Annotated in this window: 16 protein-coding genes; 12 read left to right on the top strand and 4 right to left on the bottom strand. The window is 66.1% G+C overall.

From position 1 onward, the window contains the following. Nucleotides 1-59: 59 nt before the first annotated feature. A complete protein-coding gene (locus D892_RS0135525) occupies nucleotides 60-680 on the bottom strand; it encodes a TetR/AcrR family transcriptional regulator (RefSeq protein ID WP_024805816.1) in 621 nt (206 codons plus the stop codon). 394 nt (nucleotides 681-1,074) lie between these two features. Between D892_RS0135525 and D892_RS0135520 the strand changes: the two genes are divergently transcribed. The 11 genes from D892_RS0135520 (at nucleotide 1,075) to D892_RS0135470 (ending at nucleotide 11,384) form a co-directional block, all read left to right on the top strand. After that, nucleotides 1,075-1,860: an SDR family NAD(P)-dependent oxidoreductase gene (locus tag D892_RS0135520; RefSeq protein WP_024805815.1), complete on the top strand. Its 786-nt coding sequence runs from the start codon at nucleotides 1,075-1,077 to the stop codon at nucleotides 1,858-1,860. Continuing rightward, nucleotides 1,857-2,471 (top strand): carboxymuconolactone decarboxylase family protein, encoded by a 615-nt coding sequence (locus tag D892_RS0135515; RefSeq protein ID WP_024805814.1) that lies wholly within the window; start codon nucleotides 1,857-1,859, stop codon nucleotides 2,469-2,471. Before D892_RS0135520 ends, D892_RS0135515 begins: the two co-directional genes overlap by 4 nt. Nucleotides 2,472-2,482: 11 nt before the next feature. Further along, the gene (locus D892_RS0135510; RefSeq protein WP_024805813.1) at nucleotides 2,483-3,748 is read left to right on the top strand and encodes an aromatic ring-hydroxylating dioxygenase subunit alpha; all 1,266 of its coding nucleotides are present in this window, start codon (nucleotides 2,483-2,485) and stop codon (nucleotides 3,746-3,748) included. A gap of 5 nt (nucleotides 3,749-3,753) precedes the next feature. Further along, nucleotides 3,754-4,083, top strand: coding sequence for a hypothetical protein (locus D892_RS0135505; protein WP_024805812.1), 330 nt, complete (start codon nucleotides 3,754-3,756; stop codon nucleotides 4,081-4,083). 49 nt (nucleotides 4,084-4,132) lie between these two features. Then, nucleotides 4,133-4,972 carry a TauD/TfdA family dioxygenase gene (locus D892_RS0135500; protein WP_024805811.1) on the top strand — a complete coding sequence of 280 codons (840 nt, stop codon included), beginning with the start codon at nucleotides 4,133-4,135 and terminating at the stop codon, nucleotides 4,970-4,972. Nucleotides 4,973-5,000: 28 nt separating this feature from the next. Then, nucleotides 5,001-6,275 (top strand): aromatic ring-hydroxylating dioxygenase subunit alpha, encoded by a 1,275-nt coding sequence (locus D892_RS0135495; protein WP_024805810.1) that lies wholly within the window; start codon nucleotides 5,001-5,003, stop codon nucleotides 6,273-6,275. Beyond that, nucleotides 6,272-6,601, top strand: coding sequence for a hypothetical protein (locus D892_RS0135490; RefSeq protein WP_024805809.1), 330 nt, complete (start codon nucleotides 6,272-6,274; stop codon nucleotides 6,599-6,601). The genes D892_RS0135495 and D892_RS0135490 overlap by 4 nt, the downstream gene beginning before the upstream one ends. Nucleotides 6,602-6,772: 171 nt before the next feature. Then, a complete protein-coding gene (locus D892_RS0135485) occupies nucleotides 6,773-8,023 on the top strand; it encodes an amidohydrolase family protein (RefSeq protein WP_024805808.1) in 1,251 nt (416 codons plus the stop codon). Nucleotides 8,024-8,059: 36 nt separating this feature from the next. Then, a complete protein-coding gene (locus D892_RS0135480; protein WP_024805807.1) occupies nucleotides 8,060-8,380 on the top strand; it encodes a hypothetical protein in 321 nt (106 codons plus the stop codon). A gap of 228 nt (nucleotides 8,381-8,608) precedes the next feature. Continuing rightward, nucleotides 8,609-10,129, top strand: coding sequence for an aldehyde dehydrogenase (locus D892_RS0135475; protein WP_024805806.1), 1,521 nt, complete (start codon nucleotides 8,609-8,611; stop codon nucleotides 10,127-10,129). 82 nt (nucleotides 10,130-10,211) lie between these two features. After that, entirely contained in the window at nucleotides 10,212-11,384 is a 1,173-nt protein-coding gene (locus D892_RS0135470) for an acyl-CoA dehydrogenase family protein (RefSeq protein WP_024805805.1), read from the top strand. A gap of 39 nt (nucleotides 11,385-11,423) precedes the next feature. On the opposite strand, the gene D892_RS0135465 is transcribed toward D892_RS0135470, so the two are convergent. After that, nucleotides 11,424-12,347: a TIGR03564 family F420-dependent LLM class oxidoreductase gene (locus D892_RS0135465; RefSeq protein ID WP_024805804.1), complete on the bottom strand. Its 924-nt coding sequence runs from the start codon at nucleotides 12,345-12,347 to the stop codon at nucleotides 11,424-11,426. 9 nt (nucleotides 12,348-12,356) lie between these two features. Beyond that, nucleotides 12,357-13,073, bottom strand: a complete 717-nt coding sequence (locus D892_RS0135460) for a TetR/AcrR family transcriptional regulator (protein WP_024805803.1) — start codon at nucleotides 13,071-13,073, stop codon at nucleotides 12,357-12,359. A 231-nt stretch (nucleotides 13,074-13,304) separates the two neighbouring features. On the opposite strand from D892_RS0135460, the gene D892_RS0135455 reads away from it, so the two are divergent. After that, nucleotides 13,305-14,117, top strand: coding sequence for a PIG-L family deacetylase (locus D892_RS0135455; RefSeq protein WP_024805802.1), 813 nt, complete (start codon nucleotides 13,305-13,307; stop codon nucleotides 14,115-14,117). Nucleotides 14,118-15,032: 915 nt separating this feature from the next. On the opposite strand, the gene D892_RS0135450 is transcribed toward D892_RS0135455, so the two are convergent. Next, nucleotides 15,033-15,608 carry a hypothetical protein gene (locus D892_RS0135450; RefSeq protein ID WP_156959840.1) on the bottom strand — a complete coding sequence of 192 codons (576 nt, stop codon included), beginning with the start codon at nucleotides 15,606-15,608 and terminating at the stop codon, nucleotides 15,033-15,035. Between the last annotated feature and the right edge of the window lie 82 nt (nucleotides 15,609-15,690).

Here is a 15,690-nt window from a genome sequence, read left to right as displayed (position 1 = left end):
TTCGGCCAAATTAGCTCAATGGGCGCCGCGCGCCGCAGCGGCGCGACTTCCCGGCCGGTTCACTGCCCGTCTGTCGATTGCTCCGTGGTGGCCGGGCGGCGCTCGCCCTCCAGTTCCCGCAGGAATCCCTCGACGATGCCGATCGCCTCGTTGTGGCCGGTGTCGACATCGAACGCCTCCTCCATCCGCAGGAAGCGGGAGATGCTGGACATCAGCAACACCACGGCGCCGGGGGTGTAGGTGCCGGATTCGTAGCCGTAGTCGGCCAGGACCTTGGCGACCGTATCGAGCTGGAGCTTGCGAAAGCGCTTGGAGGAGTTCGCGATCTCGGCGCGGATGGTCTTGCGGTGGTTGGCCAGCGCGACGAATTCCATGGTCAGCGCCGTCTGGGTCTGGTCGTGGACGGACTCCCACAGCGCCCACAGTGGCTGCGGCGAGGACAACGCGTCGATCTGGCGCTGGTAGCTGCGGTCGGCGCCGCGCCGGAACAGCTCGATGAACAGGTTGTCCATATTGCCGAAGTAGTAGTAGACGAGTGCGGAGTTGGCGCCGGCCCGCGTGCCCAGGCGCCGGGTGGTGACCGCGGCGTAGCCCTCCTCGAGCATGATCTGCTCCGCCGCGTCGAGGAGTGCGGTGCGGGTCGGGGAGTTCTCGGGGTCCGTGCCGCGGTCCGGTTTCATCTGGTCTCCTTCGGGGCGCGGGGCGCCTTCGATGGGGCGCGGGGAGGGTTTCCGCGCGGCGGTGCCTGGCGCCGTCGACTGCCGGTGCACGGGACACGGTGACGCTCACCGCAATCCGCCGGGCCGGCCGTTTGCCCAGTGTACGGCCGATCGGTCGGCCGATGTCCGCGCGCCCGGCCGGAAAGGTTCTTCGGAGAACCATTGACAGTGGTCAACCGCCTGCCGTATACCTTAATCACTCGCCTAATTAGGCACTCGCTTAACCCCCGTCGGACGGCCCTCCGGCGGTAGCGGGGACGGCGCGCACGCGTGCCGGATCCCGGGTGGGCGGCCGCGTCTCGCCGAGCGGTCCGCCCTGTCGTGTGGTCGACGAGGAGAAGGAGCGGCTCGAAATATGAACAGCCCCAAGGCCGACCACGGCCGATCCGCCGGACCCTCCGGCCGGGTGGCCGTCGTGACCGGCGGCGCCTCCGGAATGGGTTTGTCCGTCTGCCGGTCCTTCGCCGATTACGGTCACCGCACGGCGGTCCTCGATATCGACGGCGCGGCGGCCCAGCGCGCCGCCGAACAGCTGCGTGCCCGCGGCGGCGAGGCGATGGCCTGCGAAGTCGACGTCACGAATCGCCGCGCCGTCGACGAGGCCCTGCGGAAGGTGCGCGCCGAATTCGGTCCCGTAGAAATCCTGGTCACCAGCGCCGGGCTGGTCGCGTTCGCCCCGTTCACCGAGATCTCGCAGGACGAATGGAACCGCGTGATCGAGGTCAATCTGAACGGAACATTCCACTGCGTCCAGGCCGCGATCCCCGACATGGTGACGGGCGGATGGGGGCGCATCGTGACGATCTCGTCGTCCAGCGCGCAGCGCGGCTCGCCGGGAATGGTGCACTACACCGCGTCCAAGGGCGCCGTCATCGCGATGACCAAGGGGCTGGCCCGCGAATACGCGACATGCGGTATCACCGTCAACAGCATCCCGCCGTCGGGAATCGATACGCCGATGTCGCGCAAGTCGCAGTCGGAGGGAAACCTTCCGGACAACGAGATCATGGCCAGGGCGATCCCCGTCGGACACCTGGGCACCGGCGACGATATCGCCGCGGCGTGCCTGTTCCTGTGCTCGGAGCAGGCCGGCTACATCACCGGACAGGTGCTCGGCGTGAACGGCGGTGCCGTCATATGACCCCGGCGCCCCGGCTGGCGCCGCTGCCCCCGCAGCAGTGGGACGAGTCAGCGCGAAACATGTTGCGCGGCAAGGTGAAACTCGCCGACCGCTACCTGTCCGGCGCGCCCGATGCCCCGCGCATGCCGAATATCCTCGGAATACTGGGCCATCACGCCGAGCTCGGCGGCGCGTGGCTGGCCTACAACGGCGTGCTGCTGGAGCGCTCCGCGCTCGACCCCCGCCACCGCGAACTGCTGATTCTGCGGGTGGCCCGGCTGAGCGGGTCGACCTACGAGTGGGCGCAGCACGCGCGGCTCGGCGCCGGATGCGGCTTGACCGAAGAGCAGATCGAGGCCGTCGCCGTCGGCCCCGGCGCCCCGGTCTGGTCGCCGCTCGAGCGGTTGCTGCTGACGGCCGTCGACGAACTGCTCGATCGGCAGCGCGTCGGTGACGACACCTGGGCGGGGCTCGCGCGGCATCTCGACACCCGTCAGCTGATCGAGGTCCTGTTCGTGGCCGGCTCCTATCTCTGCCTGGCCCTGGTATTCAACAGCGTCGATCTGGAACTCGACCCCGAGATGGAGCGGGAAACGGTTCCCGCGCAACCGGATACGGAGGAACGACCGTGACTCAAACGCCCGTGCGACAGTGGCCCAAGCCCGCGGAGGGCAGCTGGACCCAGCATTATCCCGAACTCGGTACCGGGGCGATCTCGTTCGAGGATTCGGTATCGCCGGAATTCTTCGAACTGGAGCGGGAGGCGATCTTCAAGCGCGCCTGGCTCAACGTCGGCCGGATCGAACAGCTGCCCCGCACCGGCAGCTATTTCACCAAGGAGATCGACGCCGCGCGCACCTCGGTCATCGTCGTGCGCGACGGCGACGGAAACATCAACGCCTTCCACAACGTGTGCCGCCATCGCGGAAACAAGTTGATGTGGAACGAGATTCCGCGCGAGGAGGTCTCCGGCGTCTGCCGCCAGTTCACCTGCAAGTATCACGGGTGGCGGTACGGCCTCGACGGCGGGCTGAACTTCGTGCAGCAGGAGGGCGAGTTCTTCGAGCTGGACAAGAAGGAGTTCGGGCTGGCCTCGGTGCCCTGCGACGTGTGGGCGGGATTCATCTTCGTCAATCTCGACCCGGAGCCGCGGCAATCGCTGCGGGAATTCCTCGGGCCCATGGTCACCGGACTGGACGGTTATCCGTTCGAGGCGATGACCGAATGGTACGAGTTCAAGGCCGACAACCAGAGCAACTGGAAGCTGTTCGCCGACGCGTTCCAGGAGTACTACCACGTTCCCGGGCTGCATCCGCAGCAGATCCCCAATCCCGTTCGGACCGGAAAAGGCTTCGAGTGCGCGCACTTCCAGGTCGACGGCCCGCACCGGATGGTGTCCACCGGCGGCGCCCGCCGCTGGACGCTGCCGGAGGAATACATGTACCCGATCGAGCGGATCACGCGCAGCGGTCTCGTCGGGCCGTGGGAGTCGCCGGATCTCGGTGAGATGCCGACCGGACTGAATCCCGGGAACGTCGAACCGTGGGGTATCGACAACTTCCAGATCTTCCCCAATATCGAGATCCTCATCTACCGCGGCTGGTATCTGCTCTACCGCTACTGGCCGACCTCCTACAACACCCACCGGTTCGAGGGCATGCTGTGCTTCCAGCCGGCGCGCACCGTCCGGGAACGAGTGGAGCACGAGGTGGCGTCGGTGGTGTTCAAGGAGTTCGCGCTGCAGGACGCGGGCATGCTGACCGGCACCCAGACCGCCCTCGAATCGGCTTACCGCACAGCGGGATTGACCAAGTTCCCGGTCAACGATCAGGAGATCCTGGTCCGGCACTTCCACAAGGCGGTGGCCGACTGGGTCGACGAGTACCGGCACGACCTCGCGAAGGGGTGATCGAGATGAGCCTGTTGCCGAACGAATTCGCCGAATTCGAGCAGTACGCCGAGACCTGGTGTCTGCCTACCGAAGCCGAGCGATGGGCGCGGCGGCTGGCCAGTTCCATGCCGGAGCTGGTCACCTTCCACGACGCGTTCCTGCCCCGGCTGGACGAAGCCATCGCCTACTGCGACAAATTCCCCCTCGACGATCTGCCCGAGGACGCGCTGAACCTGCTGTATCTGGTGTATTCGCTGGTGATGGTCGCCATGGCGGTCGAGATCTTCCAGCAGCTCAAACCCACCGACAGCGCCGACGCCGTGCTGGACCGCATCGCCGAGCCGGTTCCCTGATCACCCAGCCCCGCAGCCGCATTCGACGCCGGGCCGGAAGGACACTCTCATGACCATCACCATCAAGAAGCTCAATCACGCCGTCGGTGCGGAAGTCACCGGGATCGACAGCGCGAGCCTGCTGACCGAGAACGCTGTCGTCGACGCGGTGCTGGACGCCCTGGAAACCCATGGCGTGCTGGTATTTCGCGATCTGCACCTGGATCCGGAGACCCAGGTGGCGTTCTGCCGCAAGCTGGGGGATATCGACACCGAACCCGGCCACCATCCGGTCGAGGGCATCTACCGGGTCAGCCTGGACACCAGCAAGAATTCCTCGGCGAGCTACCTGCGCGCGACGTTCGACTGGCATATCGACGGCTGCACGCCCCAGGACGACGCCTATCCGCAGAAGGCCACCATGCTCACCGCCAAGGCCGTGGCCGCCAGCGGTGGGGAAACCGAATTCGCCTCCACCTATGGCGCTTACGACACTCTGAGCGAATCGGAACGTGCACAGCTTGCGTCATTGCGCGTGGTGCATTCCCTGGAGGCTTCGCAGCGGCTGGTCACCGAGAATCCCACGCCCGAACAGCTGGCCGTGTGGCGCGGCCGGCCCAGCAAGGAGCATCCGCTGGTGTGGACGCACAAGTCGGGGCGCCGGTCGCTGGTGCTCGGCGCGTCGACGGACCATGTCGTGGGCATGGAATCCGGCGAGAGCCGGGCGCTGCTGGACGACCTGCTGCGGCGCTGCACCGCCCCGGAACGCGTCTACCGCCACGAATGGTCCCTCGGCGACACCGTCATCTGGGACAACCGCGGCGTCATCCACCGCGCGGCCCCCTACGACCCCGGCTCGCCACGAGAAATGTTGCGCACCACCGTGCTCGGCGACGAACCGATCCAATAACGCCGCACCCGTCACTCAGGAGAACACCATGCCTCGTTGGCCCAAGCCCGCCGAAGGCAGCTGGACACAGCACTATTCGGAACTCGGCACCGCGCCGATGTCCTACGAGGACTCCATCTCCCCGGAGTTCTTCGAACTGGAACGCGACGCGATCTTCAAGCGCGCCTGGCTCAATGTCGGTCGCGTGGAACAGCTACCCCGCACCGGGAGCTACTTCACCAAGGAGATCCACGCGGCGCACACCTCGGTGATCGTCGTGCGCGACAAGGAGGGGAATGTCAACGCGTTCCACAACATCTGCCGCCATCGAGGAAACAAGCTGGTGTGGAACGAGATTCCGCGCGAGGAGGTGTCCGGGACCTGCCGCCAGTTCACCTGTAAGTACCACGGCTGGCGGTACGGGCTGGACGGTGCGCTGAGTTTCGTTCAGCAGGAAGAGGAATTCTTCGATCTGGACAAGGACCAGTTCGGGCTCGCCCGGGTGCACTGCGAGGTGTGGGCGGGGTTCATCTTCATCAACCTGGCCCCGCAGCCCCGGCAGACGCTGCGGGAATTCCTCGGCCCCATGATCACCGGCCTGGAGGGCTATCCCTTCGACCAGCTCACCGAGCGGTTCTCCTACCGGTCCGAGGTCGGCGCCAACTGGAAACTGTACATGGACGCGTTCCAGGAGTTCTATCACGCGCCCGTGCTGCACGGGAAACAGACGCCGGACAACTACTCGATCGCCGCGCAGCAGGCCGGATTCGAGGCGCCGCACTACCGGCTCGACGGCCCGCACCGGCTGGTCAGCACCTCCGGCGTGGTCACCTGGGAACTCGATCCCACCATGCGCAAGCCCATGGAGGACATCACCCGCGGCGGATTGTTCGGTCCTTGGGACACACCGGATCTCGGTGAGATGCCGACCGGACTCAACCCCGCGCGTTGCAATCCGTGGGGCCTCGACTCGTTCCAATTGTGGCCCAATTGGACAATTCTGGTCTGGTCCAGCGGCTGGTATCTGACCTATCACTACTGGCCCACTTCCCACAACACCCACATCTTCGAGGGAAACCTGTACTTCCCGCCCGCCCGCACCGCGCGCGACCGCGTCGCACACGAGATGACCGCGGTGACGTTCAAGGAATACGGGTTGCAGGACGCCAGCACCCTGGAAGCGACCCAGATCATGCTGGAATCCCGTGCGGTGACGACATTCCCGCTGAACGACCAGGAGATCCTGCTGCGGCATCTGCACAAGGTCGCCGGGGATTGGGTCGACGAATATCGGCGCGAGCGCGAGGAGGTGGCACAGCGATGACTCTGTTGCCCAGTGAGTTCGCCGATCTGGAGCAGTTCGCGCAGACGTGGTGTCTGGCGACCGAACATGAGCGCTATGCCCAGCGTCTGGCGAGCACGATGCAGGATATGGAGCGGTTCTACGAGGCGATCACCCCGCGCGCCGAGGACGCGATCGCCTACTGCGACAAGTTCCCGCTCGACGATCTGCCCGACGAGGTGCAGAACCTGATGTATCTGCTGTATTCGATGATCATCGTGTCGTTCCCGGTGGAGGTGTGGAGCCAGCCGGCCGTGCCGGATGCCAGTCGGACGACGCTGAACTGCGTCATCGAGCCGGTGCCATGAGCAGGCGGGCAGGTCACGGCCGGCCGCGGTACCGGTGCAGAGGCGTTACCGGAGCACGAGTATCGGATCGGCCGTCACCGGGATCGCCCGGTACGGTGAAGCTTCCGGCGCAGCCGTCCTGTGGTAGCACTCGAAGGACAACAAGACGAGCGTTTCCGGGAGGTCCGGACCATGACAGAAGGTAGCGTTACCGTCGCGCTCCGCGCGGCCCGGCGTGTCGACATCGATACGGGGCGGGTGCACTCGCCGGCGGTAATCGTGGTGGAGGACAACCTGATTGCCGCCGTCGATCCGCCGCAGCTGCCCGAGGGCGCGGAAGTCATCGATCTGGGTGATGTCACGCTGCTGCCCGGGCTGATGGATATGGAGATCAACCTGCTCATCGGCGGGCCGGACAATCCGTCGGGGCTGCCGAATGCGATGCACGGGGTGCAGGACGATCCGGTGTACCGGACGCTGCGGGCCACCCTCAACGCCCGCACGACCCTGCACGCCGGGTTCACCACCGTCCGCAATCTCGGCCTGATGGTGAAGACGGGCGGCTATCTCCTGGACGTCGATCTGGGCCGGGCCATCGACCAGGGGTGGGTCGAAGGCCCGCGCATCGTCGGTGCCGGGCACGCCATCACCCCGACCGGCGGCCATCTCGACCCGACGATGTTCCAGCGGCTCGCCCCGCACATCATGCCGCTGAGCGTGGAGGAGGGCCGGGCCAACGGTGTGCCGCAGGTGCGCGAATGCGTGCGCTACCAGATCAAATACGGGGCCGGGGTCATCAAGATCTCGGCGTCGGGCGGCGTGATGTCGCACGGCACCGTCGCCGGCGCGCAGCAGTACTCCGACGAGGAACTCGAGGCGATCGTCGACGAGGCACACCGCGCCGGCATCCCGGTCGCCGCACATGCCCACGGTGACGCCGGAATTCGCGCCTGCATCCGCGCCGGCGTCGACTGCATCGAGCACGGGTCGCTGGCCAGTGACGACACCATCGCCATGATGGTCGAGAACGGCACCTTCCTGGTGCCCACCAGCTACCTGTCCGAAGGACTGGACGTCTCCAAAGCCGCTCCCGCCCTACAGAAGAAGGCCGCGGAAGTCTTTCCCCAGGCACGGGAAACGCTGCGCAAGGCCATCAAGGCCGGAGTCAAGATCGCCTGTGGCACAGATGCACCCGCGGTGCCGCACGGCGACAACGCCAAGGAACTGTGGGCCCTGGTCGATCGGGGCATGACGCCGGTCGAGGCGTTGCGCGCCGCGACCGTCACCAGCGCCGAACTCATCGGCGTCGACGACCGCGGCCGGCTCGAACCCGGCCTGCTCGCCGACATCATCGCCGTACCAGGGGATCCCACCGACGACATCACGGTCCTGGAGGACGTGCGGTTCGTCATGAAGGACGGCCGCATCGCCAAACAGGTTTGACCCCAGCCCGATTCGCACAACGCACGGAGACAGCAGATGGCCAGAGGAATACTCTACGTCGAGTCCGAGCCGAACTCCGCCGAGGAGGCCGCCGCCTACCATGAGTGGTACGACAGTACGCACATGAAGGAGATGCTCGGCATCGACGGCTTGGTCTCGGCACGCAGATTCGCACCTCTGACCGGTGAGGGCGCCTTCGTCGCCGTCTACGAGATCGAGGCGGATGACGTAGCGGCCGTGGAGGCCCGACTTGCCGAGGCCACGAAGTCCGGCCGATTCTCCGCGCCGGTCGGCCTGCGCACCGATAAACCGCCCACCGTCCGCTTCTACCGCGAAATCGCTACGCACACAGCGTGAACTGATGGGCGCCGCGCAGTCGATGAGTTCGGAGGTGGTGATGTGCCGCGCTGAAGATGTTGCCGTGCTGATACCGCAGCCCGACAAACCTTCGGGCACAGTCCTTCTGAGCCTGGCACACCCTATACCCTGTGCCAACCGTTGATTACCTGTGCCCGGTCGGAAATGCGGTCGGCGCGCCATAGTGATCAGTACTGTCCTCCGACAGCCGACCAGTCCGAGGTGACCATGCAGACACAGGAACATTTGTTCATCGGTGGTGATTGGGTTGCCCCCAGCACCACCGACACGATCGACGTGATCTCTCCGCACAGCGAGCAACCGATCGCGCGGGTGCCCGCGGCGGCGCCGGCCGACGTCGACCGCGCGGTGGCGGCGGCGCGGGAAGCCTTCGACCACGGTCCGTGGCCGCGGCTGGATCCGAAGGAACGCGTCGCGATCGTGCGGAAGCTGGCCGAGCGGTACGAGCCACGACGTGAGGAGATCGCGCAGCTGGTCACCAGCGAGATGGGCGCGCCGATCACCTTCTCCCGGTCCGCCCAGGCGCGGTTGCCGGGATTCATGATCAGCGCTCTCACTGATGTTGCGGCCGAATACCCCTGGCACGAAACGAGATCCGGGGCCTTGGGTGCGGATGTCGGCGTTCACCGCGAGCCGGTCGGCGTGGTTGCCGCCATCATTCCGTGGAACATGCCGATGTTCCTGACGGTCGCGAAGCTGGTCCCGGCCCTGTTGGCGGGATGCACGATCGTGCTCAAGCCGTCGCCGGAGACGCCGCTGGACGCCGCGGTGATGGCCGAGTTGCTCGCCGAACTCGGCCTGCCGCCGGGCGTAGTCAGTATCCTTCCCGGCGGTCGCGACGTCGGTCGGTATCTGGTGTCGCATCCCGGCGTGGACAAGGTTTCCTTCACCGGTTCCACCGCAGCCGGTCGCGAGGTGGCCGCCGCGTGCGGATCCGCGTTGCGCAAGGTCAGCCTCGAACTCGGCGGCAAGTCGGCGGCGGTCGTGCTCGACGACGCCGATCCTGAGGCGGTCGCGACCGGAATGACGGTGGCGGGCCTGATGAACAGCGGCCAGGCTTGTGTCGCCCAGACGCGGATCCTGTTGCCACGCAAACGGTACGGCGAGTTCGTCGACGCATTGGCGAGCGTCGTCGAGGGTTTGGCCGTGGGCGATCCGTTCGACCCCGCGACCAGGATCGGCCCGATGGTGACATTCCGGCAGCAGCAACGGGTGTCGTCCTACATCGACCAGGGGAAAGCAGAAGGCGCCCGCCTGCTGGTCGGCGGGCCCGGACTTCCCGACGGCCTCGATCGCGGCTGGTACATCCGCCCGACATTGTTCGTCGACGCAGACAACTCGATGCGCATCGCCCAGGAGGAGATCTTCGGCCCCGTTCTCAGCGTCGTTCCGTACAGCGATGACGACGAAGCCGTCCACCTCGCGAATGCCAGTGAATACGGCCTCTCCGGCTCGGTGTGGACCCCCGACATCGACCGCGGCCTGAACGTGGCCCACCGAATCCGCAGCGGCACACTGGGAATCAACCAGCCCTACAGCATGGACCCGGCCGCCCCCTTCGGCGGCGTGAAGTCCAGCGGCATCGGCCGTGAGTTCGGCCGCGAGGGCATGGAGGGATTCCTCGACGTCAAGTCGATCTCCATCGCACCTGCGGCGACTCCCGATAGCGGTGCGGCACGGCGCTCTTCGACGTCGTCTCCCGCCGGCGAATCGGGCGGAGGATCGTGAATCGACTTCCGAGGCAGATGACGAACGAACGTAGCGTCGTAAGATCGACTTTCGACGCCGGTGACGAGCGGGGAGCGCAGCCGTGAAATTGACCTTCGACGCCGACGTCGAGCAGTTCCGCGCCGAGTTCGTGGCGTTCCTCGACGAGCATCTTCCGCCCGAGGCCGATGCGGTGGAACGCCCGCGCTCGACCGGCCACGTCCCGGACTGGGCCCGGCGGTGGCAGCGCGTCCAGTTCGACCACGGCTGGCTGGTCCCGGGCTACGCGCCGGAGTTCGGCGGCCGCAACGCGGGGGTCCTGGAGCAGTACGTGCACAGCGAGGAACTGGCCCGCCGCCGCATCTACCAGTCCTACAACCCCCAGGGCCTCGGCATCGTCGCCGCCTCACTCATCACGTTCGGCACACCCGAACAACACGAGTGGGCGCGCTCCATCCTGCGCGGCGAGCGCACGGCGGCAATGGGTATGAGCGAGCCGGACGCCGGCTCCGACCTGGCCGCCCTACGCACCCGCGCGGTCCTCGACGGCGACCATTTCGTGGTCAACGGCCAGAAGATCTGGACCTCCGGCGCCCACGACGCCGACGTGATCCTGACCTTCGTCCGTACCGACCCGGATGCCGCCAAACACCGCGGAATCTCGGCCCTTCTGATCCCCACCGACCTTCCCGGTATCGAACGCCGCCCGTTCGCCTCCCTCCCCGATCCGGACGACTTGGACTTCAACGAAGTCTTCTTCCGCGACGTTGTCGTCCCCAAGGAGAATCTGGTCGGTGAGTTGAACGGGGGCTGGAAGGTTGCGAACGGATCACTCGGCCATGAACGAAACCTGTTGTGGCTCAGCTACTCCGACCGCCTCGACCACCTGGTCGACCATTTCCGCCCCACCACCCCTCTGGACGCCGACCACTACGCCACTCTCGTCCTCGACAGCTACGCCCTGCGTCTTCTCGGCTCGGCCGCCCTGGCCCGAGCGGCCCGGGGCAACGCCGACGCCGCCGGGCTCTCGGTACTGAAACTCCTCGGCTCGGAAGCCGTGCAGACCGCCTCCGAACACGCACTCGACGCAGCAGGAATCGACGGTCTCGACCATGCCACCGTCACCGGCGAGTTCAGCCCGCTGAACCCGGAACTCACGGCCCCGGGCTGGTTCGACCGCTACGCCCGCAGCTTCGCCCACACCATCGCCGGCGGCACCTCGGAAATCCAGCGCAACATCATCGCCGAGCGAGTGCTGGGTCTGCCGCGCGGGTGAACTGGAGGCGGATTCTTCGGATCCACCATGCCGGCTCCATTACCGCCCGCCCGGTCGCCTGCGGCTCGTGAGGGTGCCCAGCAGGTCCGCCGTGCGTGCTTGCTCCGCTTCGGTGCCGACGGGCATCGCGACCAGTTCCGTCGCTCCCGCGTCGAAGAGGCTTCGAATCTGCCGTTCGACGGTGTTGTCATCGCCGAGAATCGCGGTGTGTTCCGGTCCGCTCACACCCTCGCGGTCCATCGCGGTGCGATAGCTGGCGATCGTGCTCACCGCCCGGTAGCGGTCGGCGAGCGAGGTTCTGAGGGCGGCCTCGTCGTCGGTGACACCGACGAACAGGCATGCCACCACTCTGGGTGCCGGGCGGCCCGCGGCTTCGGCGGAGCGGGTGATATGCGGAACGACGTGACTGTCCAAGGCCGACGGCCCGATCCATGTGGTCACCGTGCCATCGGCCAGCTCCCCGGCGATGCTCAGCATTGTCGGCCCCAGGGCGCCGATCAGCACCGAGGGGGTCGGTGGCCGCGGGACGTCGATCTTCCCTGCGGCCGTGAGGCGCTCACTGGTGAAGGACACACTGTCGCCGTGTAGCAGTGGCATCAACACCTGCAGATACTCCCGCAGATGCCGCGCCGGACGCTCGAACGAGTAACCGAATCGCCCCTCGACGATGTGCGGATGGCTGACACCGATGCCCACAGTCAACCGGGAGCCGATGGCGGATTGCGCCGTCAGGGCTTGGCCGGCCAGCATCAGCGGGTGCCGTGGATAGGTGGGAACGACCGCCGTTCCCACGTCGACCGCCGGGACCTCCCGGCCGATCACGGCGGCCGCGGTGAGCGCGTCCCAGCCGGAGTCCTGGCCCAGCCAGACGCTGCGCATCCCCGTGCCGGCCGCGGTGCGAGCGCGTTCCACCAGATCGGTCACGGTGGCGCCCTGCTCGTAGATCAGGGTTCCGATGTACATGCTGTTCCTTCAGGTGGTCGTCGGGTGGAGGTGTTCGCGGCCTCGGTCGGCTGCCTCGGCGAACAAGCAGACCGCTCGCTCGCCGATCTTCTGAATGGCCTCGGGCGACACCCTCGGAGGTTCGAAGGTCCGATGCACGGTGGTGGCCAGCAATCGCGCCTTGTGCTCCAGCGAAATGTCGTGTGCGCCACGGTCGTAGGCGTCTTCGCTCAGGTAGCCGTGCAGGACCGCGTGATAGCCGTAGGAGATCTCGTCGATCGAGAGGTCATCACGTAACAGCCCGTGATCGGCCAGCAGATGCAAGTAGTCGTCGAATATGTCGTGGTGGCGAAAGCCCTGGCTGTCATGCAACTCGGTGGCGAGCTTGCCGAGCACGTCCGGGTCGCTGGTGTACAGCGCCCGCAGCAGTGGCCGCCGCATCACGCCGAGGAAATGGACCTCGGTCAGCCGATGCAGCGCGATCGTCGTCATGTCCTCGCGCAGCGCCGTGACGAGTTGGTCCATGGAGCGCACGACCTCACGGTGCAGAACTGCGAGCAACAGCTCGTCTCTCGTCTTGTAATGCAGGTAGACGGTGCCCTTCCCGACCCCCGCCCGGCCGGCGATGTCGTCGACGGTCACGCGCCGGTAGCCGAGCCGTAGCAGCAACTCCGCAGCGACGTCGAGCAGGTGCTCGGCCCGGCGATGACGGGCCGCATCGGTGTGGGCACGGGCTCCGGGAGACATGAATATGACTATATGACCAAATTTGAAAATTGGTCAACTAGTCGGCCGGGTACGGTTGCCGCCGGTGTCACACGTCCCGAGATCGGCCCGCCCACTCTCCGCAGGAGCAGATTTCGCGCGCAGGGTGCGCCGGCTGTTGGATTCTGCGGCAGGCGGAATCACCGCTGGGGTGTCGGTGTTCATCCGTAGAGTGAGAGCATCGAATTGCCGAGCGCAGACAAGTGGGGTCCGATGGCCGACCGACTGACGATCATGGCCGTACACGCCCATCCGGACGACGAAGTTCTCGGCACCGGTGGGGTTCTCGCGCGGTACGCCGCCGACGGTATCCGGACGGTCCTGGTGACCTGCACCAACGGCGAGCAGGGCGATGCGCCCGGCGGGATCAAGCCCGGCGAGCCTGGCCATGACGTGAATGCGGTACGGGCACAACGGCTTTCGGAACTCCAGGAGTCGGCGGCACTACTGGGCATCGAGCACGTCGAGCTGCTCGGCTATCGCGACTCGGGAATGGACGGCTGGGACGCCAACCACGACCCCGATGCCTTCTGGAACATCCCCGTCGAGCAGGCGGCCGCACGGCTCGCGGACCTCATGCGGCAGTACCGCCCCCAGGTGGTCGTCACGTATGACGAAAACGGCAACTACGGCCACCCCGACCATATCCAGGCCAACCGCGTCGCGCTGGCCGCGGCAGCGGCAACCGATATCCCGGACAAGCTCTACTACACCGCGATTCCGCGCGAAAGCTCCCTCGAGATGTTCAAAGCTCTACGAGCACAGGGCATTATCGACTTCGATCCGCCGGAGAACTTCGGCACGCCGATGGATCAGATCACCACGGTCGTGGACGTGGCCTCCTACACCCAGCGCAAGGTCAAGGCGCTGGAGGCGCACGGCAGCCAGAGTGACAGCGTGCCGTTCTTGCGGATGCCTTCCGAACTGCAACAGATGATCTTCGCCACCGAAACCTTCGTCCGCCACTACAACCGTGTCGCGGCGGCCCCCGCCCAGGAAACCGACCTCTTCGCCGGACTCCGCTGAGCGACGCCCCGCCCCACAACGAACTCGAGCAACACGGACATGGCCCAACCGCCGATCCGAGATCGAAGATGCGAAACAACGCCGACCGGGAAGTAATGCATTTCGCTTCTCGCACAACGCCGCCCGTATTTCCTGACGGTCAATGGTCCAGCCAGGTATCGGCGTGTCGTGTCGGCGTGTTGGTCTCGACACCACGGATTCATGCACCGATACCGGATGCCGCAATGGAGTCCGGCCGGAACGGCCAGAAGTACGGTGTGCCGGAGGCGCCCGAGGGTACTGGCGACGAGGTGCTGCAATAGAGTCCGGCCGGAACGGCCGGAAGCACGAGTGTGCCCGTGTCACCGTCTCCGCCGACATGCGTCCCGCAATGGGGTCCGGCCGGGACGGCCGGAAGCACGGTGCCGACCTCTATCACGTTTTCGAGGTGCTGGACCCCGCAATGGAGTCCGGCCGGAAGCACGTCTGGTGGACCTTCCTCGTTCACCATGGTCGGCTGTCCTCAATGGAGTCCGGCCGGGATGACCGGAAGCACGGCTCCCGAATTTTGGCAGGCTTGACCTGCCGATACGGTCTGTTGCGAGCGGTGGGCAGATTGGTATCCGACACGCCCGGAAATACTTTGGGAGTTTCGACCGAGAGTGCCTGTGACCTGTATGCGAGTGGTGCAAGCGTGTCGAGATGTCACTTGACCGCTCGCAAGAACGGTTCCGCTGTCGAGTTGTCAATGAGCACGGGCGGGCGGGCTGACCTCAGCATGCGAGACATCGTGGAGGCCGCACGGAGTGGAGGCAGTGTTGCCAATGTACCGGCCCGGGATGCGGCTGCGACACGATCCGCCGCGGCGCCCAGAACCGGTTGGTAGTGTCGCCAGACAACGTCGTATGGCGAAAATGCCTTGTTGTCAGGTGTGTTTCACTCGATGGTGAGGAGCCGCTCGAGAACGTCGGCGTTTCCGGCGGAGTCCAAGGTGAGTGCGGTCGCCCATACTTCCGCACACAATGACCCATCGCGAAACAGCGCCACCATATCGTCCACGCGGTCTCGGGTGTCGTCGTCATCGGTCACGACATCCAGTCCCGACGAGTGCGCCGGAAGGTACGAGGCGTACGACATCCCACGAGCATCGAAAACGTGTGCTGCGTATACCTGTTCGGCCTCCGGTCGCTCCGTCATCCGGCCCTCGTCGAATGCGCGCCGCAAATCTTCAGGTATCGGGTGCTCGGGGTCGAACGCTTCGACCCATCCGAAGTAAGCGAACCCGAATCCCCACGTGCCGGGCATCCGCCGGCACAACTGTTCGCCCCAGTCCAGCACGGGTGTGGTGCGACCGATCTGCTCGGGTACGAGCACGATTCGGCCGACCTCGCGGCCCTCGCCGGCGTCGAGGTCGGAGCACGCGAAGCCCCACACGTGCACGGTATGTATCGGCGATACGTCCTGAGCGCGCGCCGCGAGCATCGTGATCAACAGGGAGCGGATCGTACCCACGCTCGGATATCGGATCGCTGTCACTTGTTCCATGAGGCGGTTCAGTACCTTTGGATTCGTTGTTGAGAAACTGTCGAACTCC

It is taken from the genome of Nocardia sp. BMG51109 (assembly GCF_000526215.1).
GTDB lineage: Bacteria > Actinomycetota > Actinomycetes > Mycobacteriales > Mycobacteriaceae > Nocardia.
This window is presented reverse-complemented; position numbering and strand designations above follow the sequence as displayed.

What these genes read in the sequence shown, in the direction of transcription:
- D892_RS0135485 (WP_024805808.1), top strand. Translation starts at nt 6,773, where the DNA reads ATGACAGAAGGTAGCGTTACCGTCGCGCTCCGCGCGGCCCGGCGTGTC.
- D892_RS0135480 (WP_024805807.1), top strand. Translation starts at nt 8,060, where the DNA reads ATGGCCAGAGGAATACTCTACGTCGAGTCCGAGCCGAACTCCGCCGAG.
- D892_RS0135520 (WP_024805815.1), top strand. Translation starts at nt 1,075, where the DNA reads ATGAACAGCCCCAAGGCCGACCACGGCCGATCCGCCGGACCCTCCGGC.
- D892_RS0135460 (WP_024805803.1), bottom strand. Translation starts at nt 13,073, where the DNA reads ATGTCTCCCGGAGCCCGTGCCCACACCGATGCGGCCCGTCATCGCCGG.
- D892_RS0135500 (WP_024805811.1), top strand. Translation starts at nt 4,133, where the DNA reads ATGACCATCACCATCAAGAAGCTCAATCACGCCGTCGGTGCGGAAGTC.
- D892_RS0135515 (WP_024805814.1), top strand. Translation starts at nt 1,857, where the DNA reads ATGACCCCGGCGCCCCGGCTGGCGCCGCTGCCCCCGCAGCAGTGGGAC.
- D892_RS0135465 (WP_024805804.1), bottom strand. Translation starts at nt 12,347, where the DNA reads ATGTACATCGGAACCCTGATCTACGAGCAGGGCGCCACCGTGACCGAT.
- D892_RS0135475 (WP_024805806.1), top strand. Translation starts at nt 8,609, where the DNA reads ATGCAGACACAGGAACATTTGTTCATCGGTGGTGATTGGGTTGCCCCC.
- D892_RS0135490 (WP_024805809.1), top strand. Translation starts at nt 6,272, where the DNA reads ATGACTCTGTTGCCCAGTGAGTTCGCCGATCTGGAGCAGTTCGCGCAG.
- D892_RS0135505 (WP_024805812.1), top strand. Translation starts at nt 3,754, where the DNA reads ATGAGCCTGTTGCCGAACGAATTCGCCGAATTCGAGCAGTACGCCGAG.
- D892_RS0135455 (WP_024805802.1), top strand. Translation starts at nt 13,305, where the DNA reads ATGGCCGACCGACTGACGATCATGGCCGTACACGCCCATCCGGACGAC.
- D892_RS0135525 (WP_024805816.1), bottom strand. Translation starts at nt 680, where the DNA reads ATGAAACCGGACCGCGGCACGGACCCCGAGAACTCCCCGACCCGCACC.
- D892_RS0135495 (WP_024805810.1), top strand. Translation starts at nt 5,001, where the DNA reads ATGCCTCGTTGGCCCAAGCCCGCCGAAGGCAGCTGGACACAGCACTAT.